Genomic DNA, 25,267 nt, shown 5'->3' on the forward strand with positions numbered 1-25,267 from the left:
GGCGGGGCGGGTAAGGCGGGCGACACCCTGGGCACCATAAAGTCCCGCTCGGCGGGTGAACTCCCGCGGCGCGGACGGACGTCCCGCGTGCGGACGGCACGACAGCAAGCCCCTCGAAAGGATCCCACGTGACCACCACCGACCTCACGGCCCTCTCCGGCCTCGAACTCCTGCGTCTCGTACGGGACGGACGGCTGGGCGACACGCCGTCCATCGGGCGGCTGCTCGGGATGCGCTTCGACGAGGTGGAGGAGGGGCGGATCGTGCTCTCGCTCGACACCCGGCCCGACTTCGCCAACCCGCTCGGCACGGTGCACGGCGGCATCGCCGCGACGATGCTGGACTCGGCGCTGGCCTGCGCGGTCCACACCACGCTGCCCGCCGGCACCGGGTACACCACGCTGGAGCTGAAGGTGAACTACATACGGGCCGCCCGCACCGACGGCCAGACCCTCACCGCCGAGGGCACCGTCATCCACGCGGGCCGCCGCACCGCCACCGCCGAGGGCAGGGTCACCGACGACCAGGGCAAACTGATCGCCCACGCGACCACCACGTGCATGATCCTCCCCCCGAACACCTGAGCCCCGCCGGGCCCCGGCCGCGACCGGTCGCCCGGCCCGCCTCCGGCGCTATCGTCCCCGTATGGATGCAGTGCACGCCGTCCTGGTCGACATCGACGGGGTTCTCACCGTCTCCTGGCAGCCGCTGCCGGGTGCGGTGGACGCGTTGGGGGCGGTCCGGGCGGCCGGGCTCGGTGTCGCCCTGGTCACCAACACCACCTCCCGCACCCGCGCCTCGATCGCCCGCACGCTCGCGGACGCCGGCTTCCCGGTGACCGCCGACGACATCCTCACCGCCCCGGCCGTCACCGCCGCGCACCTCGCCGAGCACCACCCGGGAGCCCGGTGCGCGCTGCTGAACAGCGGGGACATCGCGGAGGACCTCGAAGGGGTCACCCTCGTCGAGGACGAGGTGGACGTGGTCGTCGTCGGCGGCGCCGGCCCCGAGTTCGGGTACGCGGCGCTGGACCGGGCCTTCGGACACCTCCAGCGGGGCGCTCGGCTGGTGGCGATGCACCGGAACCTGTACTGGCGTACGGACGCCGGGCTGCGGCTGGACGCGGGGGCGTTCGTGACCGGCCTGGAGGCGGCCGCGCGGGTGACGGCCGAGGTCACCGGCAAGCCGTCGCCGGCGTTCTTCGCGGCGGCGCTGCGGCATCTCGGGGCGGACGCCGGGACCACCCTGATGGTGGGCGACGACATCGAGTCGGACGTCCTGGCGGCCCAGCACGCCGGGATCGGCGGAGTGCTGGTGCGGACGGGCAAGTACCTGCCGCAGACGCACCGCGCGGCGAGCGGCACCCCCGACCACGTCGTCGACTCCTTCGCGGACCTTCCGCGGCTGCTGGGTCAGCGCAGGAGCAGTTGCAGCCCGCCCACGACCGTCGCCGCGATGACGAGCTGTTCGAACAGCCGCTGGTTGATGCGGTGCACCGCCCACTTGCCGAGCAGCGCCCCGGGGACCACGAACACGGCGAGCGCGGCGTCCAGGAGCAGCGAGGGCCCGTCGATCAGACCGAGACCGGCGCTGAAGGGCACCTTCGAGAGGTTGACGATGAGGAAGAAGAACGCGGAGGTGCCGAGGAAGCCGAGCTTGCGGAAGCCCGCCGAGAGCAGGTACATCGACATCACCGGCCCGCCCGCGTTGGCGACCATCGTGGTGAAGCCGCCGAGGACGCCGTAGGAGCGGGCCTTGACGCGGCCCGCGCGGGTGACCACCGCGTCGGGTTCGACGGCCGCCTCGGCCGTTCGGCGGCGCCACAGGGTGACGGCCGCCATCAGCAGCAGGATCGCGCCGATCGAGGTGCGCACCGCCCCGTCGTCGGCCCACAGCAGGAAGACCGTGCCGAGGACCACACCGGCCGCGACCGCCGGGAACAGCCGCCACAGCGTGGGCCAGTGGGCGTGCCGCCGGTAGGTGAGGACGGCCAGCACGTCCCCCGCGATCAGCAGCGGCAGCAGGACACCGGTCGAGGCGCGGGCCGGCAGGACCGCCGCGAAGATCGCCAGGCTGACCGTGTTGGCGCCGCTGACCGCCGTCTTGGAGAAGCCGACCAGCAGGGCCGCGAGGGCGAGGGCGGCGAACTCCCAGCCGGTGATGTGCCACAGGTTCATCGTGTTCATGCGGAGACCGATGCTATGCGCACGTATGCGACGGCATAAGAACCGTCTCGCCTGATGACCAGGTACAGCGCGCGCCCCACCCGTACCCGCGCCCCCGCCTGAGAGGATCCCGGGAGACCGTCACCCGACCCCCTTGGAGGAGCCATGGCCGAGCACGTCCTCGCCGGCACACGGGGCACGATCACCGCGCACGAGTGGCGCAACCCGACGGCCCGCTACCTCGCCCTCGTCGTGCACGGCTACGGCGAGCACGCCGGCCGCTACGAGGGCCTCGCCGGCGTCCTCACCGCGCACGGAGCGGCCGTGTTCGCGCCCGACCACATGGGGCACGGCCGGTCGGACGGCGAGCGGGTGCGGATCGAGGACTTCGAGGACGTGGTCACCGATGTGCGGACGGTCGCGGACCTCGCCCGCCGCACCCACCCGGACCTGCCGCTGGTCGTGATCGGGCACTCCATGGGCGGTCTGATCGCCGCCCGCTACGCCCAGCGGTACGGCGACGGGCTCACCGCGCTCGTGCTGTCCGGGCCGGTCATCGGCGCCTGGGACCTCCCCGGACGGCTGCTGGCGCACGAGGAGATCCCCGACGTCCCGATCAGCCCCGCCGCGCTCTCCCGTGACCCGGCGGTCGGCGTGGCGTACGCGGCGGATCCCCTGGTCTGGCACGGGCCGATGAAACGGCCGACGCTCGAGGCGTTCGTACGGACCCTGCGGACCGTCGCCGAGGACGGCCCCGTCGGCCCGCTCCCGATGCTGTGGCTGCACGGCGACGACGACCGGCTGGTCCCACTGCCCGGCAGCCGCACCGGAGTCGAGCGGCTCGGCGGGGGCGGACTGACCGAGCGGATCTACGCGGGGGCCCGGCACGAGGTGTTCCACGAGACGAACCGGACGGAGGTTTTCGCCGACCTGACCGGCTTCCTGGACGGGGTGCTCGACCACGGCGAGGCGCCCCTGCCCGCCTACTGAGGCGGGCCCCCCGCCAGCCGGGACAGCGCCGCCGACACCAGCGTCCGCACCCCCGGCACCAGCACCGAGGGGTCCGGTGCGAACAACGGGCTGTGGTTCCCGGGCACGTTGGCGAACTTCTCCAGCAACTCCGCCCCCGGCGCCGCCTCCCAGACGGCGGCCGGGGTCGAGGTCACGTACCAGTAGTCGTAGGGCACGCCCGGCGGCGCGAGCAGCGAGAAGTCCTCGCTGCCCATCGTCGGGCCGAAGTCGAACACCGTGTGCTCGCCGAAGAGGTGACGGTGGACGGCGGCGATCTCGCCGTCCAGGGCGGGGTCGTTGACGGTGTTCGGATAGCCGTGCAGGACCGTGACCTCCGGCGGCACCGGGGAGCCGGCGGCGGCGCACTCGCCCTCGACGATCCGCCGGATCGCGGTGAGGACCCGCTCGCGCACCCGGTCGTCGCGGGTGCGCACGTTCAGCGCGAGCCGCGCCTCGGCCGGGATGATGTTGGATTGCGTCCCGGCGTGGAACGAACCCACCGTCAGCACCGCCGTATCGCCCGCCGCGACCTCCCGGGAGACGACGGTCTGCAGTCGCGTGACGACGTACGCGGCCGTGACGACCGGGTCGACGGTCGACTCGGGCCGTGACCCGTGCCCGCCCACGCCGTGCACGACGACCTCGATGTCGTCCGAGGCCGACAGGGTCAGTCCGGGGGTGTGCGGATAGAACCCGGCGAGCCCGGGCGCCGCGTGCTGCCCGAACAGCACGTCGGGACGCGGGAAGCGCTCGTGGACGCCGTCGGCGACCATCGCGGCGGCCCCGCCCTCCGCCTCCTCGGCGGGCTGCCCCACCACGACGAGCGTGCCGGACCAGGTGTCCCGGGCGGCGGCGAGGACCTCGGCGGCCGCGGCCAGCCAGGTGACATGGAGGTCGTGGCCGCAGGCGTGCATCACCCCGTCGACGGTCGAGGCGTACGGCAGTCCGGTCGCCTCGGGCACGGGCAGCGCGTCCATGTCGCCGCGCAGCCACACCACCGGCCCTTCCCCGTTGGCGAGCACCCCCACCACACCGGTCCGGGCGACGCCCTCGGTCACCTCGTACCCGGCGCCCCGCAGCCGCCCGGCGAGCCGCGCCGCGGTGCGGTGCTCCGTGAAGGCGAGCTCCGGGTGACGGTGCAGGTCCCGGTAGAAGTCCTCCAGGTCCCCCTGCTTCAGACCCGAGGTGATGTCCCGGGTGAGACGGGCGACGACGGCCGGATCGGTCATGGGCGGAGAGTACGGCGTGGTCGGCCGAACGGTCGAGGACCCGGCCCTCGGACGGTGGCCGTTCGGCCGAGGCGGCGGGCGGCCCCGGGAGGCGAGGCTGGAGCCCCTTCTTCCTCCACCTTCCAGGAGCACGCGATGCTGTCCAGCAAGTTCGTCGTGGGCGCGGTCGGCGGCGCCGCGGCCGTGGTGGCCGTCGGCGGCCTCGGCACCCATCTGCTCTCCGGCACCGAGTCGACGACCGGGCTCGACCAGTACACGTCCGTCCTCGTCGACGGTCACAGGGCGCTGGCCGCGAACATCGTCGAGGGCCGCACCGAGGGCAAGTACCACCCGCTGCCGTGGGTCGGCACGGCCGTCTCCGTGAGCTGCCCGAGCGGTCTGGAGGCGGTGGCCGGCGCCACCCTCACCTGCGTCGGCGAGGAGAGCGGCGGCAGGACCGTCGACATCCCGGTCACCGTGGTGCGGGCGACCGCCCAGTCCGTCACCTGGAGGTTCGAGCGATGAGCCCGGTCCTGGCCGCCCACGGCCTCGTGAAGACGTACGGCTCCACCACCGCCCTGGCCGGGGTGGACCTCGAGGTGGGCGAGCGCGACTCCCTGGCGATCATGGGCCCTTCGGGGTCCGGCAAGTCCACCCTGCTGCACACCCTCGCCGGGATCGTCCGCCCCGACGGCGGCCAGGTGCTGCTGCGCGGCGAGCGCATCGACCGGCTCGGGGAGAACCGGCTGAGCGCGCTGCGCCGCTCCCGCTTCGGATTCGTCTTCCAGTTCGGCCAGTTGCTGCCCGAGCTGCCGGCGGAGGAGAACGTCGCCCTGCCGCTGATGCTGGAGGGCGTCCCGCGCGCGAAGGCCGTCGAGCGGGCCCGTCGCTGGTTCGCCCCCCTGGGCCTCGACGGACTGGAGAGGCGCCGCCCGGGGCAGCTCTCGGGCGGTCAGGCGCAGCGGGTCGCCATCGCCCGGGCGCTGGCCGTCGAGCCGGACGTGGTGTTCGCGGACGAGCCGACCGGCGCCCTGGACCAGCGCACCAGCGAGGAGGTGGTCCGGCTGCTCACCTCCGTCACCCGTGAGCAGGGCGCCGCCCTGGTGATGGTCACGCACGACGCGGACGTCGCCGCCCACTGCGACCGCGTGCTGCACGTCCGCGACGGCCGCGTCAGCGGCCACACCCAGTACACGGTCGCCTGACCGCGACGCCCCAGGAGAACCGCATGCGCTCCCCCGTCCTCCCCCTGACCTGGCATCTGGCCCGCTCCTCCGGCCGGCGCGGACTGCAGAGCCTGCTGCTCGCCGCCGCGGTCGCCGCCACCGGCACGTTCGTGACGCTGGTGGTGCTGGCCGTCTGCCTCGGCTCCGGCACCCGCGCCGACCGCACCGCCTGGCGCACCCCCGAGCCCGCCCGGCGGGCCACCGCCGTCCAGGCCGTCACCACGACGTACGTACGGCACACACCGCTCACCGTGGTGTCCCTGGCCCGGATCCCCGGCCGGCCCACGCCCGAGGCGCCGCCCGGCCTCGCCCGCTTCCCCCGGCAGGGCGAGGTGGACGTCTCCCCCGCCCTGGCCGAGCTGCTGCGGACCCTGCCCGCCGGCGAACTGGCCGGCCGCTTCCCGAGGACGGCGTCGTACGGCACGATCGGCGCGGCCGGGCTCGCCTCGCCGGACGAACTGGTCGCCGTGGTGGGCCGGGCGCCCGACGCCCCGGAGGTGTCCCCCGCGGCCGCGGGCGAGCGGACCTGGTTCGACGAGGGGCAGACCGCGCGGGCGCGGGTCGCCGGGTTCGGCGGGACGAAGGCGAGCATGTTCACCGCCTCCGACCGCGGGATGGCGCTGCTGGGGGTCGTCCTGCTGGCGATGCCCGTGGTGGTGCTGTCGGCGGCGGGAGGACGGCTCGGCGCGGCCCGGCGCGAACAGCGGCTCGCCGCGCTGCGGCTGGCCGGGGCGACCCCGCGCCAGATCATCGCGATGACCGCCGCCGAGGCCGCCGCGGTCGGCGCGGCCGGTGCCGTGGCCGGGGCGCTCGCCTACGCGGCGCTGCTGCCCGCCCTGGCCCGGATCCCGTTCGGCGTGGGTTCCTGGTACACCGGCGATCTGTGGGTCGGGGCCGGCTGGGTCGGGGCGGCGGTGGCGGCGGTCACCGGGCTGATCACGGTGAGCGCGGTGTCCATGCTGCGGCGGGTGGCGACCGCTCCGCTGGGCGTCGCCCAGCAGGCGAACCCGCGTCGCACCCGGCTGATCCGGCTCGCGGTGTTCGTGGCGGTCCTGCTGTACATCCTCACGTCCTCCGGCGGGGACGGCGGGCTCAGGCCGCGCCAGGCGCTCGCCCTGCTGCTGCTCTTCTACGGCGCGTTCTGGCTGTTCGGGCCGTGGGTGGTGGACCGGCTGGGGCGGCTCGTCGGCCGCTTCGCCCGCCGCCCGGCGACCCTGCTGGCGGCCCGCGGGCTCAGCGACGACCCGCGTGGCGCCTGGCGCACCGTCAGCGGGCTGGTGCTGGCCGGGTTCGCGGCCGGGTTCTTCTCGGTCAGCCTGCTGGGCGCCGACGGCTCCGCCCACCGGGACCAGCTCGCGGTGATCACCTCCGGCGGCCCGCGGGCGGCGGCCGAGGCGCGCGCCCTGCTGAAGGACTCCGGTGTCGACGCGACGGTCACGGTCGGCCGGGAGGACGACTACGACAGCCTGCTGGCCGGCGCGAACGGTCTGATCGTCCAGGTCTCCGGGGGCGACCGGCGGCTCGACGCGGCCGCCACCGCCCTCACCGGCCTCGGCACCGCCCGCGCCCCCTACGGCCAGGACTACGCGGGTGCGGGCGACCGGGTGGTCACCGACCGCCTCGCCGACGTCAGCACCGGCACCCTCGCGCTGAGCTTCCTCGTCGCGACCGCCTCCGCGGGCCTGACCGCCGCGGCGAACGTCCTCGACCGGCGCCGGGTGTACGGCCTGCTGCGGCTGGCGGGCACCCCGCTGAGGGTGCTGGACCGGGCGCGCACCCGGGAGACGGTCCTGCCCCTGGTGGTCCTGGCCGGCGGCACCACCGCCATGGGCGTGTACGGCTCCTACCGGCTCAACGAGATGGCCGGCGCCACGATCAACGCGTCCGGCGCCCTGCGCCTCGCGCTCTGCATCGTCCTCGGCGCGCTCGCCATGGTCGCCGCGATCACCGCGAGCCGCCCCCTCCTGCGCCGGGTGACGGCGGACCCGGCGCCGACCGCGGACTGAGTGCCGTCGGTTCGCCGCGGCGCCGTCGTGGCTGTTCGCGCGGTTCCCCGCGCCCCTTCGACAGCCGGGCCCGATCGCCCTTCCCGCCCCCGACCTGAGGCATGATGCGACCCATGCTCCCCCCGAACCAGGCCGCCGCCGGTGCCACCGCGGCTTCTCCGATCCGGGTCCTGATCGCCGACGACCAGGACATGGTCCGCACCGGCTTCCGTTTCTTCCTGGACGCGCAGCCGGACATCACGGTGGTCGCGGAGGCCGCCGACGGGGAGGAGGCGGTGGCGCTGGCGCGCCGGCTGCGGCCGGACGTGTGTCTGCTGGACATCCGGATGCCGAGGCTGGACGGTCTGGAGGCCACCCGGCTGCTCGCCGGGCCCGAGGTGGCGGATCCGCTGCGGGTGGTGGTGGTCACCACCTTCGACCTGGACGAGTACGTGTACGGGGCGCTGCGCGGCGGTGCCTGCGGCTTCCTGCTGAAGGACTCCGGGCCCACCCTCCTGGCCGAGGCGGTCCGGGCCGCCGCAGCGGGCGACTCCCTGGTGTCCCCGTCGGTCACCGTCCGGCTGCTGCGGCACCTCACCGCCCCGCGGCCGCCCGCGGCCGCCGCCCCGCGCCCGGCCGCCGCCGAGCCGCTCACCGACCGTGAGCTGGACGTCGTCCGCCTGGTCGCCCTGGGCAGGACGAACGCGGAGATCGCCGCCGAGCTGTACGTCTCGCTGTCGACGGTGAAGACCCATCTCTCCAGCGTGCAGCTGAAACTGGGCGCCCGGAACCGCGTCGAGATCGCGGCCTGGGCCTGGCAGCACGGCCACGCCCGGCCGCGCCCCTGAGCCCCGGCCGGCTCAGAGGTCCAGGACGCGCGCGATGGTGCGCAGCACCCCGTTGTCGTTGTTGGAGGGCGCGAGGTGGCGGGCCCGGCCGACGACCTGCGGATGGGCGTTGGCCATGGCGAACGACCAGTCGGCGGCGTCCAGCATCTCCAGGTCGTTGAGGTAGTCGCCGAACACCATGGTCTGGGCGGGGGTGATGCCCAGCTCGCGCTGGAGCCGGCGCAGGGCGGCGCCCTTGTTGGCGGTGCGGTTCATGACGTCGACCCAGTGCTCGCCGGAGACGACGACCTGATGGGTGTCGGCGAAGGGGGCGAGCGCCGGGGCGGTGGTCTCCTCGACGGGGCCGAAGTCGAAGAGGGCGACCTTGATGACCTCGTCGTCGACGGCGGTGAGGTCCTCGACGACCTCGCAGCGCACGTAGTACCGGCGCACCTCGGCGAGGAAGGCCTCGTCGGCCCGCTCGACGTACGCGGACCGCTTCCCGCAGACGACGGCGCCCAGGTCGACCCCGCCGGCCGCGAGCCCCCGCACCGCGCCGACGATCCTCGCGGCCACGCCCGGCTCCAGTGGATCGGAACTCAGTTCCCGCCCGTCGCGCACCACATAGGTGCCGTTCTCGGCTATGAACACCATCCCGTCGGCGACCTCGGCGAACTCCTCGGCCAGGGTGGCGTACTGGCGTCCGCTCGCCGGGCTGAACAGCACCCCGCGCTCGCGCAGCCGGGCCAGCGTGTCCCACAGCCCCTCGGGGATCCGCTTGTCGTCGTCGAGCAGGGTTCCGTCCATGTCGGTCACGACGAGCCGGATGTCGACGGGACCGGCCGGGAGCTCGGGGGCGGTCGGCCGGGGGGCGGGCGAGTAGGGCATGTCCTGCTTCCTGTGCTGCGGGCGCGCGGGCTGCGACGGGGTGACCGGAGGGTCACCCTACCGGGGGACCCCGGGAATCCCGGGACAGCGATGATCATGGGGCGGCACAATGGACAGCCGGACGGTCGGACGCGAGAGGGAGCGGTGACGTGGGCGGTGCACGGCTGGACACCAGCGTGGCGCACAACGCGCGGGTGTGGAACTACTGGATCGGCGGCAAGGACAACTACGAGGTCGACCAGCGGGTCGGTGAGCACGTCGCCGGGATGTTCCCGCTGATCCGGGACATCGCCCGCGCGGACCGCTGGTTCCTCGGCCGGGCGGTGCGCCACCTCGCCGAGGAGCGCGGGGTGCGGCAGTTCCTGGACGTCGGCACCGGGCTGCCGACGGCCGACAACACGCACGAGATAGCGCAGCGGATCGCGCCGGACTCCAAGATCGTGTACGTCGACAACGACCCGATCGTGCTGGCGCACGCCCGCACCCTGCTGACGGGCACCTCCGAGGGCGCCACCGACTACATCGACGCCGATGTCCACGACCCGGTCGCGATCCTCGAACGGGCCTCCGGCACGCTGGACTTCGACCGCCCGGTCGCGGTGATGATGCTGGGCATCCTCAACTTCGTCCTGGACTACGAGGCGGCCCGGGACATCGTCCGCAAGGTCATGGCCCAGGTGCCCTCCGGCAGCCTCCTGGTCCTCACGCACCCCACGCACGACCCTCAGGTGGGCGGCGAGGGCCAGATCCCGGCGATGAAGTTCTGGAACGAGAACGCCACCCCGCCGATCACCGCCCGCTCCGGCGCGGAGATCGCCGCGTTCTTCGAGGGGCTGGAGCTGCTGGAACCAGGCCTGGTGTCCTGCTCGCGCTGGCGTGCCGACGACGACTCGGCGCCGGTGGTGCCGCAGTACGGCGCGGTGGCCGTGAAACCCTGAGGTCCCTGACGGACGAGCCCGTGGAGGACGTATGACCACCCTTGCCGACCCCGTCCCCGGCGGGCGTCCCGGAGACGTCGAGCGGGCCTCCGCGCTGAGCGGGGAGCTGTCCGGCGCGGGCGTGCACGGGATCGTCCTGTCGTACGTCGACACCGCGGGCGTCGGCCGGGTCAAGACGGTCCCGACGGCGGGCCTCGCGTCGGCGGCGGCCTGGGGCGTCGGGATGTCCCCGGTGTTCGACACGTTCCTGGCGAACGACCACATCGTCACCACGGACGTCCTGGGCTCCCCCGACGGCGATCTGCGGCTGTTCCCGGACCTGGACCGGCTGGTGGTGCTGGCCGGGCAGCCGGGGTGGGCGTGGGCGCCGGTCGACCGCCTCACCCAGGACGGCGAACGGCATCCGGGCTGCTCGCGCACCTTCCTGCGCCGGATCGTCGCGGACGCCGCCCGCGACCACGGCCTCGCCTTCCGGGCCGGCATCGAGATCGAGTGGTCGGTGGGGCTGGACTCCGCGCCCCCCGGGGAGTTCGTCCCGGCGACGACGGGACCGGCGTACTCGGCGACCCGGATGGTCGAGCTGAGCGCGTACACCGCCGAGCTGCTGGCGGCCTGCGAGGCGCAGGGCGTGACCGTCGACCAGATCCATCCGGAGTACGCGCCGGGCCAGTTCGAGATCTCGGTGGGCGCGCTGGACCCGGTGGCGGCGGCCGACCGCAGTGTCCTCGTCCGGCAGACGATCCGCGCGGTGGCCCGCCGGCACGGCCTGCGGGTCTCCTTCTCCCCCGCCGTCGCCGCGGAGGGCGTCGGCAACGGCGGACACGTCCATCTGTCCGCCTGGCGCGAGGGCCGCAACCTGCACTCCGGCGGCGACGGGCGGCACGGCCTGACGGCCGACGCGGAGTCCTTCGCCGCCGGCGTCCTGGCCCGGCTGCCCGCCCTGACGGCGGTGACCGCGCCCAGCCCGGCCAGCTATCTGCGGCTCAAACCCTCCCAGTGGGCGGGCGTCTACACCGCCTGGGGCCTGGAGACCCGCGAGTCGGCGCTGCGGCTGGTGCGGGGCACGGCAGGCCGGCGTGCGGAGCAGGCGAACCTGGAGGTCAAACCGGTCGACCTGGCCGCCAACCCGTATCTGCTGCTGGGCTGTCTGATCGCCGCCGGGGTGGACGGGCTGGCGGCGCGGGCCACGCTCCCGGAGGAGATCACCGGCGACCCGGCCCGACTCGCCGCCGACGAGGCCGCGGCGAAGGGCGTACGGCGGCTGCCCACCTCGCTCACCCGGGCCCTCGCGGAGTTCCGTGACGACGCGGTGCTGCGGGCGGCCCTGGGGCCGGTCCTCGCCGACGCGGTGACGGCCGTACGACAGGGCGAGATCGACGCGACCTACGGACTGGACGACACACAGGTGGCCGCCGCCTACCGGTGGGTGTACTGACATGGGCGCCGGACCGGTCCACGAGGAACTCGCCGCGCTGGAGCTGGTGGACCACCACTGCCACGGCGTGGTCGCCGACCCCCTGGACCGGCCGGGCTTCGAGGCGCTGCTCACCGAGGGCGGGACCTGGCCGGGCGTCTCCCCCTTCGACACCCCCGCCGGGGTCGCCGTACGCCGTCACTGCGCACCCCTGCTCGACCTCGACCGGCACGCACCCCCCGACGCGTATCTGGCCCGGCGCGCGGCACTCGGCCCCGAGGAGGTGAACCGCCGCTTCCTGACGGCGGCCCGCACCGGCGTGTTCTGCGTCGACACCGGGTACACCCCGCACCCCCTCACGCCGCCCGCCGAGCTGGCCCGGGTGGGCGACGGCATCGCGCTGGAGGTCGTACGGCTGGAGTCGGTGGCGGAGTCCGTGGCCGCCGACGGCGTCGACGCGGGCGGGTACGCCGACGCGTTCCGGGCGGCGGCGCTGGACGCGGTGCGCCGGCCCGGGGTGGCCGGGGTGAAGTCGGTGGCCGCCTACCGCACCGGCTTCGACCTGGACCCGGCCCGCCCCTTCGAGGCGGAGGTCACCCGCGCGGCCCGGCGGTGGCTGGCGCGCGGCGGCCGGCTCGACGAACCGGTCCTGATACGGCATCTGCTGTGGACGGCCGTCGACCTCGGGCTCCCCCTGCAGCTGCACACCGGCTTCGGCGACAACGACATCCGGCTGCACCGGGTGGACCCCACACTTCTCACGGACTGGTTGCACCGGATCGCGGGCACGATCCCGGTGCTGCTCCTGCACTGCTGGCCCTACCAGCGGCAGGCCGCGTACCTCGCGGCCGTGTTCGAGCAGGTGTACCTCGACGTGGGGCTGACCCTGCACCACGTCGGCCCGGTGCGGGCACGGACGGTGCTGGAGGAAGCGTTGGAGATCACACCGTTCCGCAAACTGCTGTACAGCTCGGACGCCTACGGTGTGTCGGAGTTCTACGCCCTCGGAGCGCTGGCGTTCCGCCGGGGCCTGGGAGACCTCCTCCAGGACCGGGTGGACGCCGACGAACTGAGCCTGCCGGACGCGCTGCGCCTGGCACGCTGGGCCGGAGCCGACAACGCCCGCCGGGTCTACCGGCTTCCCGACGGACACTGAAAGTATGATCAAGCAATGTCAGACTTGACCGAGACCACACCCGGCTGGCTGAGCGCGGACGAGCTCGAGATGGCCCGCGCCCGGATGCCGATCCTCTACGTCGAGGCCGTGCCCGTGCGCGTCGACGACAGCGGCGAAGTCGTCAGCATCGGACTGCTGTTGCGCATCGGACCCGACGGAAACGTCAGCCGGACCCTGGTCTCCGGCCGGGTCCTGCACCACGAACGGGTCCGCGACGCCCTGCTGCGCCACCTGGAGAAGGACCTCGGGCCGGTGGCCCTGCCCAAGCTCCCGGCCTCCCTGCAGCCGTTCACGGTCGCGGAGTACTTCCCGACGCAGGGCATCACGCCGTACCACGACCCCCGTCAGCACGCGGTGTCGCTGGCCTACATCGTGCCGGTGACCGGTGACTGCCAGCCCCGCCAGGACGCCCTGGACCTGGTCTGGTTCGACCCTCAGGAGGCGGCCTCCCCGGCGGTCCAGAGCGAGATGCCGGGCGGGCACGGGTTCCTGCTCCGGCAGGCCCTGGCCCACGTCGGCCTGTCGGCGTCCTGAACCGGATGGTTCCCCGTCAGCGCGCGCTGATCGGAGCCGCCCGCAGTCGCCCCTGCACCCTCGTGGTGCGCAGGGGCTGCTGCTGCGGTGACGCCCGCAAACACCCCGGCTACGACCACGCCTGGCAGCTGGAGCGGCTGCGGGCGGCGGCGGCCGACTCGGGCGGCGCCCTGGAGGTCCGGACGACGGACTGCCTCGGCCCCTGTGACCAGGCCAACGTCATCGTGGTCCAGCCCTCCGCCGCAGGGCGCCGGGCGGGTGGGCGGCCCACCTGGGTCGGCTTCGCCTCCGACGACGACTGCACCGACGAGCTCCTGGAGTGGGCACGGGCCGGCGGCCCCGGTGTGGCGGCGCCTCCGGTGACGCTGGAGCTGCAGTTCATCCAGCCGCCCCGGGACGCCCGTGTCCGCAGCCGGCGCTAGGGGGTGTTCGGGGTTCGGATCATGTGGTTGAGGTGATGTGCTTCAACCACATGAGCGATGCTCTGAGGTGCAGTCCTGCTTCGTAGCTCTCGGGGGACTTGTCGTAGCGGGTGGCGAGTCCGCGCCAGGTCTTGATCCTCTGGAAGCAGCGCTCAACGGTGTTGCGCTGCCTGTAGAGGTACGTGTCGAAGGCGAGGGGACGACCGCCGGCCGAGCCCTTCCTGCGGCGGTTGGCGGCCTGGTCCGTCTTTTCCGGGATGACTGCGGTGATCCCGCGTCTGCGCAGGTAGGCGCGGTTGTCCTTGGACGAGTAGGCCTTGTCGGCGGCCACCGCCCCGGGCCGGGTGCGGGGGCGGCCACTCGGACCTGGGACACGGATCTGGTCGAGTACTGCCCGGAACTGCGGGCAGTCCGCCGTCTGGCCCGGGGTCAGCACGAGTACCAGCGGCAGTCCCGCCGCGTCGACCGCGGCGTGGACCTTGCTGCTCAGTCCGCCTCTGGACCTGCCGAGCCCGGCGGCCTTTGCCCGTGCCCGGCGACGGCGCCGTGCCGCGGACCGCTTCCGGTCCTCCTCCTCTGCGTCGCCCGCACCGGGTGTGGCCTGCGGCGCATCACCCGCAGGACGGGTCCCTGCTCCGGCAGCGGAACCCCCTTTTCCTCGGTCAGGGCCTGTTCGAGAGCGTCCAGGGTCTCCCCGGCAACCGCCAGGCCTGCCGATTCGTGATGGGCCCGCACGATCGTGGAGTCCACACTGACCAGTTCCAGCCCGACCCGCCCCCGTGCGGCCGCCTCGGCGATCAGACCGTCCATCAACGCCTGGAACACGCCGGCCTTCGACCAGGCGTTAAACCGCGAGTACACCGTGGACCAGGGCCCGTAGCGCTCCGGGACATCACGCCAGCCGCTGCCCGTACGGAACCTCCACAGCACCCCGTTGAACTGGTCCCGCACCCGCAGCGGCAGCGGACCCGTCGCCGCCACCGGCAGACGAGCCTCGATCAACGCCCACTCGGCATCCGTCACATCAAAACGCGCCACTCGCGACTTCTACCAGCCCGGACCAGCACACCACCGAGCATCAGGAAGATCCGAACTCCGAACAGCTCCTAGTGCCGCGGCAGGCAACTGGCCTGGTGGTCGGAGGAGTTGGGGGAGCGGATCTTGATGTCGTAGGTTGACCCGATGGGGGCAACGACACAACAGCGGGCGGGGAAACGTTCCGGCGGTGCGGCGCGGTCGTCGGCGCTGATGGCGCTGGGCACGGTGGTGTCCCGGGCGACCGGGCTGATCCGGCAGGTGCTCCAGGGCGCCGCGCTGGGCACCGGCCTGCTGGCGACGACGTACAACACGGCGAACACCGTGCCCACCAGCCTGTACACCCTGCTGATCGGCGGCGCGCTGAACTCGGTGCTGGTGCCGCAGCTGGTGCGGGCCCGGTCCACGCACGCCGACGGCGGGCGGGCCTACGAGCAGCGGCTGGTGACCCTCGTGGTGTCCGTGCTGGCCGTCGGGACGGCGCTGGCGGTGTGGGCGGCGCCGCAGATCGTCAGCGTGTATCTGCGCGACACCCCGGACAACCATGACGCCTATCGACTCACCGTGGTCTTCGCCCGCTTCCTGCTCCCGCAGATCTTCTTCTACGGGCTGTTCAACATGTACGGCCAAGTCCTCAACGCCCGCGAGAGGTTCGGCGCGATGATGTGGACGCCGGTCCTCAACAACGTCGTGCTCCTCGGGGTGTTCGGGGCCTATCTCGGGCTGATGACCGTGCCCGGGCGGGTGCAGGACATCACCGGCACCCAGGTCCGGCTGCTCGGTGTCGGGACGACCGCCGGGATCGCCGTCCAGGCGCTGGCGCTGGTGCCGTTCGCACGGGCGGCCGGGTTCCGGTTCCGGCCGCGGTTCGACTGGCGCGGCTCGGGGCTCGGTTCCGGGGTGCACGCCGCCAAGTGGACGCTGCTGTTCGTCCTGACCAACCTGGTCGCCCTGACCGTCGTCACCAACTACGCGAACGCCGCCGACCAGGCGCTGCCGGACGCCGGCGCGGGATACACGGCGTACACCTACGCGCAGACCATCTGGATGCTGCCGCAGTCGGTGGTCACGGTGTCGCTGGTGACCGCGCTGCTGCCGCGGATGAGCCGGGCGGTGGCGGAGGGCCGGATCGCGGATCTGCGCGCCGATCTGTCCCGGGGACTGCGGGTGAGCGGGGTCGTCGTCGTGCCCGCCGCGTTCCTGTTCCTGGCGCTCGGCCCGCGGATCGCCACGCTGCTGTTCGCGCACGGGGCGGCCGACGCGGCCTCCGCCCAGCCGCTCGGGCACATGCTCCAGGCGTTCGGCCTCGGGCTGATCCCGTTCTCGGCGCAGTATCTGCTGCTGCGCGGATTCCACGCCTTCGGGGACACCCGGACGCCGTTCCTCATGGCGGTGTGGATCGCGGCGGTGAACATCGCCCTGGCCACCGCCTGCCATCTGCTGCTGCCGGTCCGCTGGGCGGTGACCGGCATGGCCGGCGCCTACACCCTGTCCTACCTGGCCGGACTCGCCCTGACCGCACGCCTCGTCCGCCGCCGGGTCGGCGGCCGGCTCGACGAGGGCGCCCTGCGCCGCACGTACACCCGGCTGCTGTGCGCCTCCGCCCCGGCGGCGGCCCTCGGCTGGGCGGCCGACCGGGCCTGCGGCGCTTGGCTGGGCGGCGGCACGGTCCCCACCGCGCTGGCGCTCACGGCGGGGACCGTCACCCTCGGCCTGGCCTACACGGCCCTCGCCCGGCTGCTGAAGGTCGAGGAGCTGCGACAGCTCGGCCGGCTCCGCCGAGCTGCCCTCACGGGGTGATCTGCTCGGCGAGGGCGGCGCGGGCGCGGGCCACCCGGGAGCGGACCGTCCCCACCGGGCAGTCGCTCACCCGGGCCGCCTCCTCGTAGGGCAGCCCCAGGAGCTGTGTCAGCACGAACGCCTCCCGCCGGTCGGCGGGCAGGGCCTGAAGCAGCTCGCGCAGCACGATCCCGTCGTCGAAGCCGGGCAGCCCGCGCGGCTGGGCGAGCTCGACGACCGGCCGCCAGTCCGGCAGGTCCGCGAGGCGCGGGCGGGTCGCGGCGTACCGGTAGCTGTCCATCACGGCCCGGCGGGCGATCGACAGCAGCCACGCCCGCGCCGAGCAGCGTCCCTCGAACCGGTGCAGACTGCCCAGCGCCCGCAGAAAGGTGTCCTGCGCCAGGTCGTCCACCGCCTGCGGGTCGGCGCACAGATGGGCGACGTACCGCAGCACGTCCCGGTGCAGGGCCCGCACGAGCTGCTCCACGGCCCCGGTGTCCCCGTGCCGGGCGGCCAGGGCGAGGGCGGTGGTGGTCTCGTCGGCGGGGGTGTCCTTGTGGGCGCGGCGGTGGGTGCCGTGCCGGGCGGACTTGGTGTGGTTCCGGGGGCTCGTGTGTTTGCCCGTCTTCGTGTCAGGAGCGCTCGTCGGAGCAGGGGGCATCGCCGTGGATCCTTCTCGGGAGGAGGGGAAAGCGCCGTACGGTTCCGGCCGTCGTGGGACGACGGCGGTCCGCGCGGGCGGCCCCCGGGAAGTGATCGCGTGGACGAGGAGGAACGGCCTCGGCCCCGGCTGCGAACGGCCGCGCACCCCGGTGCGCGGGGGCGACGGCGGCACGGGCCGTTCGGCCGGCCACCTCAGCGGGGCCGTCAGCCACCCGGCGACGGCCCGCAGCACACGGAACCCGGCCCGCTCCCCGTGCGCCAGCCACAGCCCGCACAGCAGGGCGGCCGCCAGATGGGCGGCGAGCATGCCGGCGTCCGATCCGTGGCCGGGTCCGGACCCCATGTGCTCCATGCCGTCCATGGCGCCGCCACCGGCGGGCGGCGCGAGGGAGAAGGCGGTGTGCAGTGCGGCCTGCGCGACGAGCGCCACGGCCGTCACCAGCGGCACACCCCGTTCGCGCCCGGTCAGACACCAGCCCGCAGCGCCCGTGACGGCGAACCCGAGCACCGGCGCCCACCGGGACAGGATGTCCCCGGACATCATGACGTGCCCCAGGGCGGCGAGCGGCACACAGACGGCCGCGAACACAGCGGCCCTCAGCACGCGCGAGAAGCACCCCGGGATCATGGGGCCCCATCCTGGCAGCGCGCTCACGCACACCCATGGGAGCTGGGCGAATCCACAGCTCCCTCGGCCCAGCTCACAGGCTCGCGGTCCGCTCGGCACACGAAAAGGGCCCCCGCAGGCTCTCGCCTGCGAAGACCCTTCGCTCTGTCGGGACGACAGGATTTGAACCTGCGACCCCTTGACCCCCAGTCAAGTGCGCTACCAAGCTGCGCCACGTCCCGTTGCCCGTCTGACCTGGGGTTTCCCCTGGCCGAGCGCGCATGGAAACAATACCGCACTCGGGTCGGTGGTCGCGCACCCGTTTCCGTCCGGCGCGGTCAGTCGGTCGGCAGGCCCAGCTCCGGGTAGGCGTCGAGGAGGCGGGGCGGGGCGGCCTGGCGCCAGGAGTCGGCGAGGATGGCGCGCAGTTCGTCCTCGTCCTCCAGTGCGGCCAGCCGGGCCCGCACCCAGGCGAACTGCGCCTCGTGCGCGGCGATCCAGAACTTCGCGGGTTCGGCGAGGACCAGTTCGTCGCGCTCCTCCTTGGGGCAGCGCACGGCCATGGAGGTCTCGTCCTCGGGCAGGGTGGCGAACATCTTCCCCGCGACCCGGAACGTGGGCATGTTCCAGGCGACCTTCTCCGTGGTGTCCGGCAGGGCGAGGGCGATACGGCGTACGTCTTCGGCGTCGGGCATGCTCCGCACCGTAGCCGCTGCCTCTGACAGTCAGCCGCCGGCCGGGTGTTTGTAGTACAGGGTGGTGGGGCGCAGGACTCCGGCCGGGTCCGCCGCGTAGTCGGGGATCACGCCCGCCCTGGTCCAGCCGGCGGTGCGGTAGAGGTGCTCGGCGGGGCTGTCGGTCTCGGTGTCGAGGTGGAGCAGGGTGACGCCGGCGGCGCGGGCGGCCCGCTCGGCGGTGGTGAGGAGGGTGCGGCCGAGGCCCCTGCCGCGCGCCTCGCGGTGGACCATGAGCTTGACGACTTCGGCGCGGTGGCGGCTGTTGGGCTTGTCGGGGAAGGCGAGGCCGACGGTGCCGACCACCCGGTCGCCGTCGTACGCCGCCCAGACCGCGAGGTGTCCGGCGGCGGCGCCCTCGGCCCGCTCCCGCCACCAGGCGAGGGCCTCGGCGGTGTCCAGCGGCGCCAGGAAGCCGATCGAGGCACCGCCGTCCACGGTGTCGACGAGCAGGGCGGCCAGGTCCCCGGCCGCGCGCGCGAACCCGGAGGCGTCCAGGCGCCGTACGGTCGCGGTCACGGCAGCACCACCGCCAGCACATAGCGGACCTCGGTCTCGCCGAGGCAGCGGAACCGGGTCGGGCCCCACACCCGCAGGCGCAGGCAGTCACCCGTGTCGAGGCGGTGCTCGCGGTCCCCGTCGGTCAGGGCCAGGGCTCCCTCCAGGACCCAGATGTGCTGTTCGAGGCCGGGTACGGGCGGGCGGTCGTAGGCGAGGTCGGCGCCCGGCGCGAGCCGTCCCTCGACGAGTTCGCCGCGCAGTCCGCGGTGCGGCGGGGACACCGACCGGCGCAGGAAGCCGGCGGCGCGGTCCTGCCATACCTGCTGGTCCGCGGCCCGCACCAGCGTCGCGGGCTCGGTCTCGACCTCGCTGAGCAGCTGGGACATCGTGCGGCCGTACACCGCGCACAGGCGGTTGAGCAGCGAGGCCGTCGGGCTGGTCTCGGCCCGTTCGGCGCGGGACAGCGTCGAACGGCTCACCCCGCTGCGTTCCGCCACGTCCCCCAGGGACCAGCCGCGCTCGGCGCGCAGTTCGGCCAGGCGGGCGCCCAGTCGGGCATCGACGGCGTCCGGGGCCGCCTCCTCAGCGTGTTTCATATCCGGGACGTTATCCCGGATATGAAACAGGCGGGTTACGGGCGGCTCACGCCCGGGCCGCCTCCCGCAGCGCGTCCAGCACCGGCAGGATCAGCGGGTGCTCCTCGGCGCCGCGGCGTACGGCGGCGAAGACCCGGCGGGTCGGGGCGGCGCCGTCGACCGGGCGGACGACGACACCGGTGAGGTCCATGCCGCGCAGGGCCGAGCGCGGCACGAGCGCCACGCCCGCGTCGGCGGAGGCGAGCGCCACGACCGCGCGGAAGTCGTCCGAGGAGTGTTCGAGCCGGGGCTGGAATCCGGCGTTCTCGCAGGCCAGGACGACCACGTCATGGCAGGGGTTGCCGGGGTAGGGACCGATCCAGGGGTCCTTGGCCAGCTCCGCGAGGGGGACCTCCTCGGTGTCGGCGAGGCGGTGGGTGACCGGGACGACCGCGTCGAAGGGCTCGGCGTACAGCGGGACGTGCGCGAGCCGGGGGTCGTCGGCGGCCGGGGCGCCCCGGTACTCGACGGCCACGGCGACATCGACCTGCCGGTCGAGGACCATCGGCAGACTGGCGTCCCCCTCGGCGTCCTGGACGCGGATCCTTATCCCGGGCGCGCTGCGGGCGAGCCGGGCCACCGCGGGCGCCACGACCAGGGCGATCCCGGTGGCGAAGGCGGCGACGGTGACCGTGCCGGCCTCCCCGGAGCTGTAGGCGGCCAGCTCCGCCTCGGCCCGCTCCAGCTGGGCGAGGACCGCGTGGGTGTGGTTCAGCAGGATCTCGCCGGCCGGGGTGAGCCGTACACCCTTCGCACCGCGCTCGACGAGACGGTGGCCGGTCTCCTGCTCCAGGGCGGCGAGCTGCTGGGAGACGGCGGAGGGGGTGAGATACAGCGCGGCGGCAGCCGCCGTCACGGTGCGGTGGTCGGCCACCGCACGGAGGATGTGGAGCCGCCGCGCCTCGATCATGGGATCGATTATCGCAATATGTCGGGGGCCCTCAGCCCTCCAGTTCCGCGCGGGCCGCGACGAAGGCGTCCACCGCGCGGTGCACGTCGTCCGTGGAGTGCGCGGCCGAGAGCTGGACGCGGATCCGGGCCCGGTCCTGCGGGACGACCGGGTAGGAGAAGCCGATCACGTATACCCCGCGCTCCAGCAGGAGTTCGGCCATCCGGCCCGCCTTCGCCGCGTCGCCGATCATCACGGGCGCGATGGCGTGGTCGCCGGGGAGGATGTCGAAGCCCTCCTCGGTCATCCGGCGCCGGAACAGCGCGGTGTTCTCCCTCAGCCGCACGCGCAGGTCGTCGGCGGACTCCAGCAGGTCGAGGACCTTCAGGGAGGCGGCCGCGATCACCGGGGCGAGGGTGTTGGAGAACAGGTACGGGCGGGAGCGCTGGCGGAGCAGGGCGACGATCTCCGCGCGGGCCGCGACATAGCCGCCGGAGGCCCCGCCGAGCGCCTTGCCGAGGGTGCCGGTGATGATGTCGACGCGGTCCATCACGCCGTGCAGCTCGGGGGTGCCGCGGCCGCCGGGGCCGACGAAGCCGACGGCGTGCGAGTCGTCGACCATCACCATCGCGTCGTAGCGGTCGGCGAGGTCGCAGATCTCGCGCAGCGGCGCCACATAGCCGTCCATGGAGAAGACGCCGTCGGTGACGACGAGCCGACGGCGGGCGTCGGACGCCTCCTTCAACTGCCGCTCCAGGTCCTCCAGATCACGGTTGGCGTACCGGAAGCGGCGGGCCTTGGACAGCCGGATGCCGTCGATGATCGAGGCGTGGTTGAGGGCGTCGGAGATCACCGCGTCCTCGGGGCCGAGCAGTGTCTCGAAGACACCGCCGTTGGCGTCGAAGCAGGAGGAGTACAGGATCGTGTCCTCCTGGCCGAGGAACGCCGACAGCCTGGCCTCCAGCTCCTTGTGGACCTCCTGCGTACCGCAGATGAAGCGCACGGACGCCATGCCGTAGCCCCAGCGGTCCAGCGCCGCGTGGGCGGCGGCCACGACCTCGGGGTGGTCGGCGAGACCGAGGTAGTTGTTGGCGCAGAAGTTGAGGACCTCGCCGGGGCGGCCGCCGGCCGTGACCGCGACGGTCGCGGACTGCGGGGTGCCGATGACCCGCTCGGGCTTGTGCAGTCCGGCGGCGCGGATCTCGTCGAGGGTGGCGCGCAGGTCGTCGCGCACGGAGTCGAACATGGCAGAACTCCTAGGAGAAGCGGGTGACTTACGCGGTCCAGTCGAGGATGACCTTGCCACCGCGGCCACTCGCCGCGTCGGCGAACGCCGCCTCGAAGTCGCGGTACCCGTACCGACCGGTGATCACGGGGGCGAGGTCGAGGCCGCCCTCCAGCAGGACCGACATCGCGTACCAGGTCTCGAACATCTCCCGGCCGTAGATGCCCTTGAGGGTGATCATCGAGGTGACGATCCGGGCCCAGTCGACCGGGAACTCCTCGGCCGGCAGCCCGAGCATGGCGATGCGGCCGCCGTGGGTCATGTTGGCGATCATGTCGCGCAGGGCCTCGGGGCGGCCGGACATCTCCAGGCCGATGTCGAAGCCCTCGCGCAGCCCGAGTTCACGCTGGCCGTCGGCGATGGAGGAGCCGGAGACGTCGAGGGCGAGGGTCGCGCCGATCTTGCGGGCGAGTTCCAGGCGCTCCTCGCTCACGTCGGTGACCATGACGTTGCGGGCGCCGGCGTGCCGGGCGACGGCGGCGGCCATCAGCCCGATGGGTCCCGCGCCGGTGATCAGCACGTCCTCCCCGACCAGCGGGAACGACAGCGCGGTGTGCACGGCGTTGCCGAACGGGTCGAAGATCGCGGCCACGTCGAGGTCCACGGGGACCCGGTGCACCCACACGTTCGACGCGGGCAGTACGACGTACTCCGCGAAGGCCCCGTCGCGGCCGACGCCGAGGCCGACGGTGGCCCGGCACAGATGGCGGCGCCCGGCGAGACAGTTGCGGCACTTGCCGCACACCAGATGGCCCTCGCCGCTCACCCGGTCGCCGACGGCGATGTCGGTGACGTCCCGCCCGGTCCCGACGACCTCGCCGACGAACTCGTGGCCGAGGACCAGCGGGGTGCCGATGGTCTGCTGCGCCCAGCCGTCCCAGGCCCGGATGTGCAGATCGGTGCCGCAGATACCGGTCCGCTGCACCTTGATCAGTACGTCACCGGGGCCGGCCTCGGGCTCCGGGACGTCCCGGAGCCACAGCCCGGGCTCCGCCTTCTCCTTGACCAGCGCCTTCAAGCTGCGGCTCCTGTGGTGAGGCCCGGGAGGCGCACGGGCAGGCCGCGGCGCCCCGCTGCCGGGGAGGGGGTGGATTCGCTGAGCAATCTGCCGTACGCCACCGGCCCCGGTCCATCGAGCTTTTCTTAAGCGGAGCAACAGCTTTCCTTCACGCCCCGATCTTGGACGGCGCCGACACACCCGGTTAGGCCGGTGGAGTGCCCGCCTCCAGGCGTACGACGAGGTCGGCGGCGGTCGCCTTGATGGTGTCCAGGCCGGTCGTGCCCCAGCGTCGGGGGGCGAGGTCGGCGGCGCAGACCGTGCCGAGGACCGTGCCGGTCGAGTCGATGAGCGGGGCGCCGAGATAGGACCGGACGCCGTACTCGTCGACGACCGGGTTGCCCGCGAAACGCGGGTAGTCACCGACGTCCTCCAGGACCAGCGCCTTGCGCCGGACGACGACGTGCGGGCAGTAGCCGTACGCGCGCGGCAGCCGCCGGCCCACCTCGGGCTTGCCGCCCCGGGCCGCCTCTCCCCCCGCCGGGGTGTGCAGCCCCGCGAAGAACTGCCCTTCCTCCCGGGGGAAGTTGACCATGGCGTAGGAGGCTCCGGTCAGCTCGGCGAGACGCTCGGCGAAGGAGTCCAGGGCGGGCTCCGGCCACTCCCCGAGGCCGAGTCGGCGCAGCCTCAGGGTGCGGGCGGGGGCGTCCCTGTCCTCCGGGGTGAGCAGCAGACGACCGGCCGGGCGGGGCGGGTCGTAGCTCATGGGCGTGCTCCGGGCGGGCGGGCTCCGTGCGGTCGGTCGCGGTCCCGGGAGACGTCGGGTGCGTCGGGGACGTCGTACGGCATGTGCGGCTCCATGACGTGGGGTGCGGGGGTCACATGGTGGCGCCGCGGCTCGGCTGGGGTGCCGCCGGTGCGTGGGCGATGAGATGGCGGACGAGGGTGAGCAGGGTCTGCACGCCGGAGGCGGAGATCCGGGCGTCGCAGCGCACGACGGGGATGGCCGGGTCCAGGTCGATGGCGGCGCGCACCTCGTCGGGGTCGTAGCGGTGGGAGCCGTCGAACTCGTTGATCGCGACGATGAAGCCGAGGCCGCGTTCCTCGAAGAAGTCGACGGCCGCGAAGCACTCCTCCAGGCGGCGGGTGTCGGCGAGGACGACCGCGCCGAGGGCGCCCTCGGACAGCTCGTCCCACATGAACCAGAACCGTTCCTGGCCTGGTGTGCCGAACAGGTACAGCACATGCTGCGGGTCCAGGCTGATCCGGCCGAAGTCCATGGCGACGGTCGTCTCGACCTTGTTCTCGATGCCGTCGAGGTTGTCGGTCGCCGCGCCGACCGTGGTGAGCAGCTCCTCCGTGCTGAGCGGGGCGATCTCGCTCACGGCGCCGACGAAGGTGGTCTTGCCGACTCCGAAGCCGCCCGCGACGAGGATCTTCAGGGCGGTCGGGAAGGGGTCGGCGCGGCCGTCGTCGTAGCGCTCGTACGTCTGTCGCGAGTCGTACGCGCCGCTCTCAGAGCTGTCGTCGTAGTCCATCGAGCACTGCCTCCAGTAGGGCCCGGTCGGTGGGGTTGTGGTGGAACTCGGGGGGCTTGGTGGTCAGGGCCCCGCAGTCGACGAGGTCCGACAGGAGGACCTTGGTGACCGCCGCCGGCAATTTCAGGTGCGCGGCGACCTCGGCGACCGGGACGGGGGCCCGGCACAGGTCGAGGGCCTGTGTGTGCTCGGGGCCGAGGTAGCCGAGGGGTCTCGCGCCGGTGGCCATCACCTGGGACATGAGGTCGAGGGCGACGGTGGGCTCGGTGCGCCCGTTGCTGACCGTGAAGGGGCGCACCAGCCGTCCGGCCGCGTCGTCGAGCCAGGGCTCGTCGCCGGCCGCCGCCACCCTCAAGTTCCCGTCACCGACGCATCGACGGCGTGCTGCCGGGGCGCGGTCGTCAGATACGGCCGCACGCTCTTGACGAGCATCGCCATCTCGTAGCCGAGCACGGCGGCGTCGGCCTCCCGGCCGGCGAGCACGGCGAGGCAGGTCCCGGAACCGGCGGTGGTGACGAACAGCAGCGTCGCGTCGAGTTCGACGACGACCTGCCGTACGTCCCCGCCGTCGCCGAAGCGGACGCCCGCGCTGCGGCCGAGGGAGTACAGGCCGGAGGCCAGGGCGGCCATGTGGTCGGCGCTGTCGGCGTCGAGGCCGTGGACCGACTTCACCAGCCCGTCGCAGGAGAGCAGCACGGCGCTGGTGGTGTGCGGTACGCGCTGCACGAGGCCGCTCATCAGCCAGTCGAGATCGGATACCTGGCCGGTCGGCGCATCGCTCGCCATGGTGGATCGACTCCTTGGGGTAC

At 73.6% G+C, this 25,267-nt stretch carries 26 protein-coding genes, 1 tRNA gene and 2 pseudogenes; 13 read left to right on the forward strand and 16 right to left on the reverse strand.

Features of this window, described 5'->3' with window-relative positions; genetic code table 11:
- Nucleotides 1-128: 128 nt before the first annotated feature.
- Nucleotides 129-584, forward strand: coding sequence for a PaaI family thioesterase (locus tag OG852_RS08020; protein WP_133917624.1), 456 nt, complete (start codon nt 129-131; stop codon nt 582-584).
- A 61-nt stretch (nt 585-645) separates the two neighbouring features.
- Nucleotides 646-1,413 (forward strand): annotated as a pseudogene (locus OG852_RS08025) (HAD-IIA family hydrolase); the annotation flags it as partial.
- Here the strand turns inward: OG852_RS08025 and OG852_RS08030 are convergent.
- Nucleotides 1,413-2,186 (reverse strand): sulfite exporter TauE/SafE family protein, encoded by a 774-nt coding sequence (locus OG852_RS08030; protein WP_133917625.1) that lies wholly within the window; start codon nt 2,184-2,186, stop codon nt 1,413-1,415. The pseudogene OG852_RS08025 and the gene OG852_RS08030 sit on opposite strands and share 1 nt — an antisense overlap.
- A 144-nt stretch (nt 2,187-2,330) precedes the next feature.
- Between OG852_RS08030 and OG852_RS08035 the strand changes: the two genes are divergently transcribed.
- Complete coding sequence (locus OG852_RS08035; RefSeq protein WP_330347453.1) at nt 2,331-3,155, forward strand: alpha/beta hydrolase; 825 nt, start codon at nt 2,331-2,333, stop codon at nt 3,153-3,155.
- Here OG852_RS08035 and OG852_RS08040 read toward each other — a convergent pair.
- Nucleotides 3,149-4,405: an amidohydrolase gene (locus OG852_RS08040; protein ID WP_330347454.1), complete on the reverse strand. Its 1,257-nt coding sequence runs from the start codon at nt 4,403-4,405 to the stop codon at nt 3,149-3,151. The two genes, OG852_RS08035 and OG852_RS08040, sit on opposite strands and share 7 nt — an antisense overlap.
- 135 nt (nt 4,406-4,540) lie before the next feature.
- Between OG852_RS08040 and OG852_RS08045 the strand changes: the two genes are divergently transcribed.
- From OG852_RS08045 to OG852_RS08060, 4 genes are all read left to right on the forward strand, one after another.
- A complete protein-coding gene (locus OG852_RS08045) occupies nt 4,541-4,909 on the forward strand; it encodes a DUF4333 domain-containing protein (protein WP_330347455.1) in 369 nt (122 codons plus the stop codon).
- On the forward strand, nt 4,906-5,589 hold the full coding sequence (locus OG852_RS08050) for an ABC transporter ATP-binding protein (RefSeq protein ID WP_133917629.1): 684 nt from the start codon (nt 4,906-4,908) through the stop codon (nt 5,587-5,589). The genes OG852_RS08045 and OG852_RS08050 overlap by 4 nt, the downstream gene beginning before the upstream one ends.
- Nucleotides 5,590-5,612: 23 nt before the next feature.
- Nucleotides 5,613-7,616 carry an FtsX-like permease family protein gene (locus OG852_RS08055; RefSeq protein ID WP_330347456.1) on the forward strand — a complete coding sequence of 668 codons (2,004 nt, stop codon included), beginning with the start codon at nt 5,613-5,615 and terminating at the stop codon, nt 7,614-7,616.
- Nucleotides 7,617-7,729: 113 nt separating this feature from the next.
- The gene (locus tag OG852_RS08060; protein WP_133917630.1) at nt 7,730-8,443 is read left to right on the forward strand and encodes a response regulator; all 714 of its coding nucleotides are present in this window, start codon (nt 7,730-7,732) and stop codon (nt 8,441-8,443) included.
- A 12-nt stretch (nt 8,444-8,455) separates the two neighbouring features.
- On the opposite strand, the gene OG852_RS08065 is transcribed toward OG852_RS08060, so the two are convergent.
- Nucleotides 8,456-9,310 carry a Cof-type HAD-IIB family hydrolase gene (locus OG852_RS08065; RefSeq protein WP_133917631.1) on the reverse strand — a complete coding sequence of 285 codons (855 nt, stop codon included), beginning with the start codon at nt 9,308-9,310 and terminating at the stop codon, nt 8,456-8,458.
- A gap of 149 nt (nt 9,311-9,459) precedes the next feature.
- On the opposite strand from OG852_RS08065, the gene OG852_RS08070 reads away from it, so the two are divergent.
- Genes OG852_RS08070 through OG852_RS08090 form a run of 5 tightly spaced genes read left to right on the forward strand, consistent with a single transcriptional unit; the run spans nt 9,460 to nt 13,795 of the window.
- On the forward strand, nt 9,460-10,248 hold the full coding sequence (locus OG852_RS08070; RefSeq protein WP_330347457.1) for an SAM-dependent methyltransferase: 789 nt from the start codon (nt 9,460-9,462) through the stop codon (nt 10,246-10,248).
- Nucleotides 10,249-10,279: 31 nt separating this feature from the next.
- Nucleotides 10,280-11,683, forward strand: coding sequence for a glutamine synthetase family protein (locus OG852_RS08075; protein ID WP_133917633.1), 1,404 nt, complete (start codon nt 10,280-10,282; stop codon nt 11,681-11,683).
- 1 nt (nt 11,684) lies between these two features.
- A complete protein-coding gene (locus tag OG852_RS08080) occupies nt 11,685-12,818 on the forward strand; it encodes an amidohydrolase family protein (protein WP_330347458.1) in 1,134 nt (377 codons plus the stop codon).
- A 15-nt stretch (nt 12,819-12,833) separates the two neighbouring features.
- Nucleotides 12,834-13,373, forward strand: coding sequence for an NUDIX hydrolase family protein (locus OG852_RS08085; RefSeq protein ID WP_133917635.1), 540 nt, complete (start codon nt 12,834-12,836; stop codon nt 13,371-13,373).
- A 5-nt stretch (nt 13,374-13,378) separates the two neighbouring features.
- Nucleotides 13,379-13,795, forward strand: a complete 417-nt coding sequence (locus OG852_RS08090) for a (2Fe-2S) ferredoxin domain-containing protein (RefSeq protein WP_330347459.1) — start codon at nt 13,379-13,381, stop codon at nt 13,793-13,795.
- Between the two features lie 19 nt (nt 13,796-13,814).
- Here OG852_RS08090 and OG852_RS08095 read toward each other — a convergent pair.
- A pseudogene (locus OG852_RS08095) lies at nt 13,815-14,833 on the reverse strand (IS5 family transposase).
- 144 nt (nt 14,834-14,977) lie between these two features.
- Between OG852_RS08095 and murJ the strand changes: the two are divergent.
- On the forward strand, nt 14,978-16,630 hold the full coding sequence (gene murJ / locus OG852_RS08100; RefSeq protein WP_443064513.1) for a murein biosynthesis integral membrane protein MurJ: 1,653 nt from the start codon (nt 14,978-14,980) through the stop codon (nt 16,628-16,630).
- Here the strand turns inward: murJ and OG852_RS08105 are convergent.
- The 12 genes from OG852_RS08105 to OG852_RS08160 form a co-directional block, all read right to left on the reverse strand.
- On the reverse strand, nt 16,620-17,270 hold the full coding sequence (locus OG852_RS08105) for a sigma-70 family RNA polymerase sigma factor (protein ID WP_330351417.1): 651 nt from the start codon (nt 17,268-17,270) through the stop codon (nt 16,620-16,622). The two genes, murJ and OG852_RS08105, sit on opposite strands and share 11 nt — an antisense overlap.
- A 777-nt stretch (nt 17,271-18,047) precedes the next feature.
- A tRNA-Pro gene (locus OG852_RS08110) sits at nt 18,048-18,121 on the reverse strand.
- A gap of 96 nt (nt 18,122-18,217) precedes the next feature.
- Nucleotides 18,218-18,574, reverse strand: coding sequence for an MmcQ/YjbR family DNA-binding protein (locus OG852_RS08115; RefSeq protein ID WP_133917638.1), 357 nt, complete (start codon nt 18,572-18,574; stop codon nt 18,218-18,220).
- A 30-nt stretch (nt 18,575-18,604) separates the two neighbouring features.
- A complete protein-coding gene (locus tag OG852_RS08120; protein ID WP_330347460.1) occupies nt 18,605-19,132 on the reverse strand; it encodes a GNAT family N-acetyltransferase in 528 nt (175 codons plus the stop codon).
- Nucleotides 19,129-19,710: a helix-turn-helix domain-containing protein gene (locus OG852_RS08125; protein WP_330347461.1), complete on the reverse strand. Its 582-nt coding sequence runs from the start codon at nt 19,708-19,710 to the stop codon at nt 19,129-19,131. Before OG852_RS08125 ends, OG852_RS08120 begins: the two co-directional genes overlap by 4 nt.
- A 46-nt stretch (nt 19,711-19,756) precedes the next feature.
- A complete protein-coding gene (locus tag OG852_RS08130; RefSeq protein ID WP_133917640.1) occupies nt 19,757-20,659 on the reverse strand; it encodes a LysR family transcriptional regulator in 903 nt (300 codons plus the stop codon).
- A 31-nt stretch (nt 20,660-20,690) separates the two neighbouring features.
- On the reverse strand, nt 20,691-21,884 hold the full coding sequence (locus tag OG852_RS08135) for a glycine C-acetyltransferase (protein ID WP_133917641.1): 1,194 nt from the start codon (nt 21,882-21,884) through the stop codon (nt 20,691-20,693).
- Nucleotides 21,885-21,912: 28 nt separating this feature from the next.
- Nucleotides 21,913-22,941, reverse strand: a complete 1,029-nt coding sequence (tdh, locus tag OG852_RS08140; protein WP_133917642.1) for an L-threonine 3-dehydrogenase — start codon at nt 22,939-22,941, stop codon at nt 21,913-21,915.
- Between the two features lie 184 nt (nt 22,942-23,125).
- Nucleotides 23,126-23,686, reverse strand: a complete 561-nt coding sequence (locus OG852_RS08145; RefSeq protein ID WP_133917643.1) for a GAF domain-containing protein — start codon at nt 23,684-23,686, stop codon at nt 23,126-23,128.
- Between the two features lie 112 nt (nt 23,687-23,798).
- On the reverse strand, nt 23,799-24,458 hold the full coding sequence (locus tag OG852_RS08150; RefSeq protein ID WP_330347462.1) for a GTP-binding protein: 660 nt from the start codon (nt 24,456-24,458) through the stop codon (nt 23,799-23,801).
- Complete coding sequence (locus OG852_RS08155) at nt 24,436-24,807, reverse strand: DUF742 domain-containing protein (RefSeq protein WP_133917644.1); 372 nt, start codon at nt 24,805-24,807, stop codon at nt 24,436-24,438. The genes OG852_RS08150 and OG852_RS08155 overlap by 23 nt, the downstream gene beginning before the upstream one ends.
- 2 nt (nt 24,808-24,809) lie before the next feature.
- Nucleotides 24,810-25,244: a roadblock/LC7 domain-containing protein gene (locus tag OG852_RS08160; protein WP_133917645.1), complete on the reverse strand. Its 435-nt coding sequence runs from the start codon at nt 25,242-25,244 to the stop codon at nt 24,810-24,812.
- Nucleotides 25,245-25,267 lie beyond the last annotated feature (23 nt).

The sequence above is a fragment of the Streptomyces sp. NBC_00582 genome, assembly GCF_036345155.1.
Classification (GTDB): domain Bacteria; phylum Actinomycetota; class Actinomycetes; order Streptomycetales; family Streptomycetaceae; genus Streptomyces.

Excerpts from the sequence above, each read along its gene's own strand:
- OG852_RS08085 (WP_133917635.1), top strand. The coding sequence starts at position 12,834 with ATGTCAGACTTGACCGAGACCACACCCGGCTGGCTGAGCGCGGACGAG.
- OG852_RS08130 (WP_133917640.1), bottom strand. The coding sequence starts at position 20,659 with ATGATCGAGGCGCGGCGGCTCCACATCCTCCGTGCGGTGGCCGACCAC.
- OG852_RS08040 (WP_330347454.1), bottom strand. The coding sequence starts at position 4,405 with ATGACCGATCCGGCCGTCGTCGCCCGTCTCACCCGGGACATCACCTCG.
- OG852_RS08145 (WP_133917643.1), bottom strand. The coding sequence starts at position 23,686 with ATGAGCTACGACCCGCCCCGCCCGGCCGGTCGTCTGCTGCTCACCCCG.
- OG852_RS08150 (WP_330347462.1), bottom strand. The coding sequence starts at position 24,458 with ATGGACTACGACGACAGCTCTGAGAGCGGCGCGTACGACTCGCGACAG.
- OG852_RS08035 (WP_330347453.1), top strand. The coding sequence starts at position 2,331 with ATGGCCGAGCACGTCCTCGCCGGCACACGGGGCACGATCACCGCGCAC.
- OG852_RS08090 (WP_330347459.1), top strand. The coding sequence starts at position 13,379 with ATGGTTCCCCGTCAGCGCGCGCTGATCGGAGCCGCCCGCAGTCGCCCC.
- OG852_RS08080 (WP_330347458.1), top strand. The coding sequence starts at position 11,685 with ATGGGCGCCGGACCGGTCCACGAGGAACTCGCCGCGCTGGAGCTGGTG.
- OG852_RS08055 (WP_330347456.1), top strand. The coding sequence starts at position 5,613 with ATGCGCTCCCCCGTCCTCCCCCTGACCTGGCATCTGGCCCGCTCCTCC.
- murJ (WP_443064513.1), top strand. The coding sequence starts at position 14,978 with ATGGGGGCAACGACACAACAGCGGGCGGGGAAACGTTCCGGCGGTGCG.
- OG852_RS08115 (WP_133917638.1), bottom strand. The coding sequence starts at position 18,574 with ATGCCCGACGCCGAAGACGTACGCCGTATCGCCCTCGCCCTGCCGGAC.
- OG852_RS08060 (WP_133917630.1), top strand. The coding sequence starts at position 7,730 with ATGCTCCCCCCGAACCAGGCCGCCGCCGGTGCCACCGCGGCTTCTCCG.
- OG852_RS08030 (WP_133917625.1), bottom strand. The coding sequence starts at position 2,186 with ATGAACACGATGAACCTGTGGCACATCACCGGCTGGGAGTTCGCCGCC.
- OG852_RS08065 (WP_133917631.1), bottom strand. The coding sequence starts at position 9,310 with ATGCCCTACTCGCCCGCCCCCCGGCCGACCGCCCCCGAGCTCCCGGCC.
- OG852_RS08075 (WP_133917633.1), top strand. The coding sequence starts at position 10,280 with ATGACCACCCTTGCCGACCCCGTCCCCGGCGGGCGTCCCGGAGACGTC.
- OG852_RS08045 (WP_330347455.1), top strand. The coding sequence starts at position 4,541 with ATGCTGTCCAGCAAGTTCGTCGTGGGCGCGGTCGGCGGCGCCGCGGCC.
- OG852_RS08135 (WP_133917641.1), bottom strand. The coding sequence starts at position 21,884 with ATGTTCGACTCCGTGCGCGACGACCTGCGCGCCACCCTCGACGAGATC.
- OG852_RS08105 (WP_330351417.1), bottom strand. The coding sequence starts at position 17,270 with ATGCCCCCTGCTCCGACGAGCGCTCCTGACACGAAGACGGGCAAACAC.
- OG852_RS08125 (WP_330347461.1), bottom strand. The coding sequence starts at position 19,710 with ATGAAACACGCTGAGGAGGCGGCCCCGGACGCCGTCGATGCCCGACTG.
- OG852_RS08160 (WP_133917645.1), bottom strand. The coding sequence starts at position 25,244 with ATGGCGAGCGATGCGCCGACCGGCCAGGTATCCGATCTCGACTGGCTG.
- OG852_RS08050 (WP_133917629.1), top strand. The coding sequence starts at position 4,906 with ATGAGCCCGGTCCTGGCCGCCCACGGCCTCGTGAAGACGTACGGCTCC.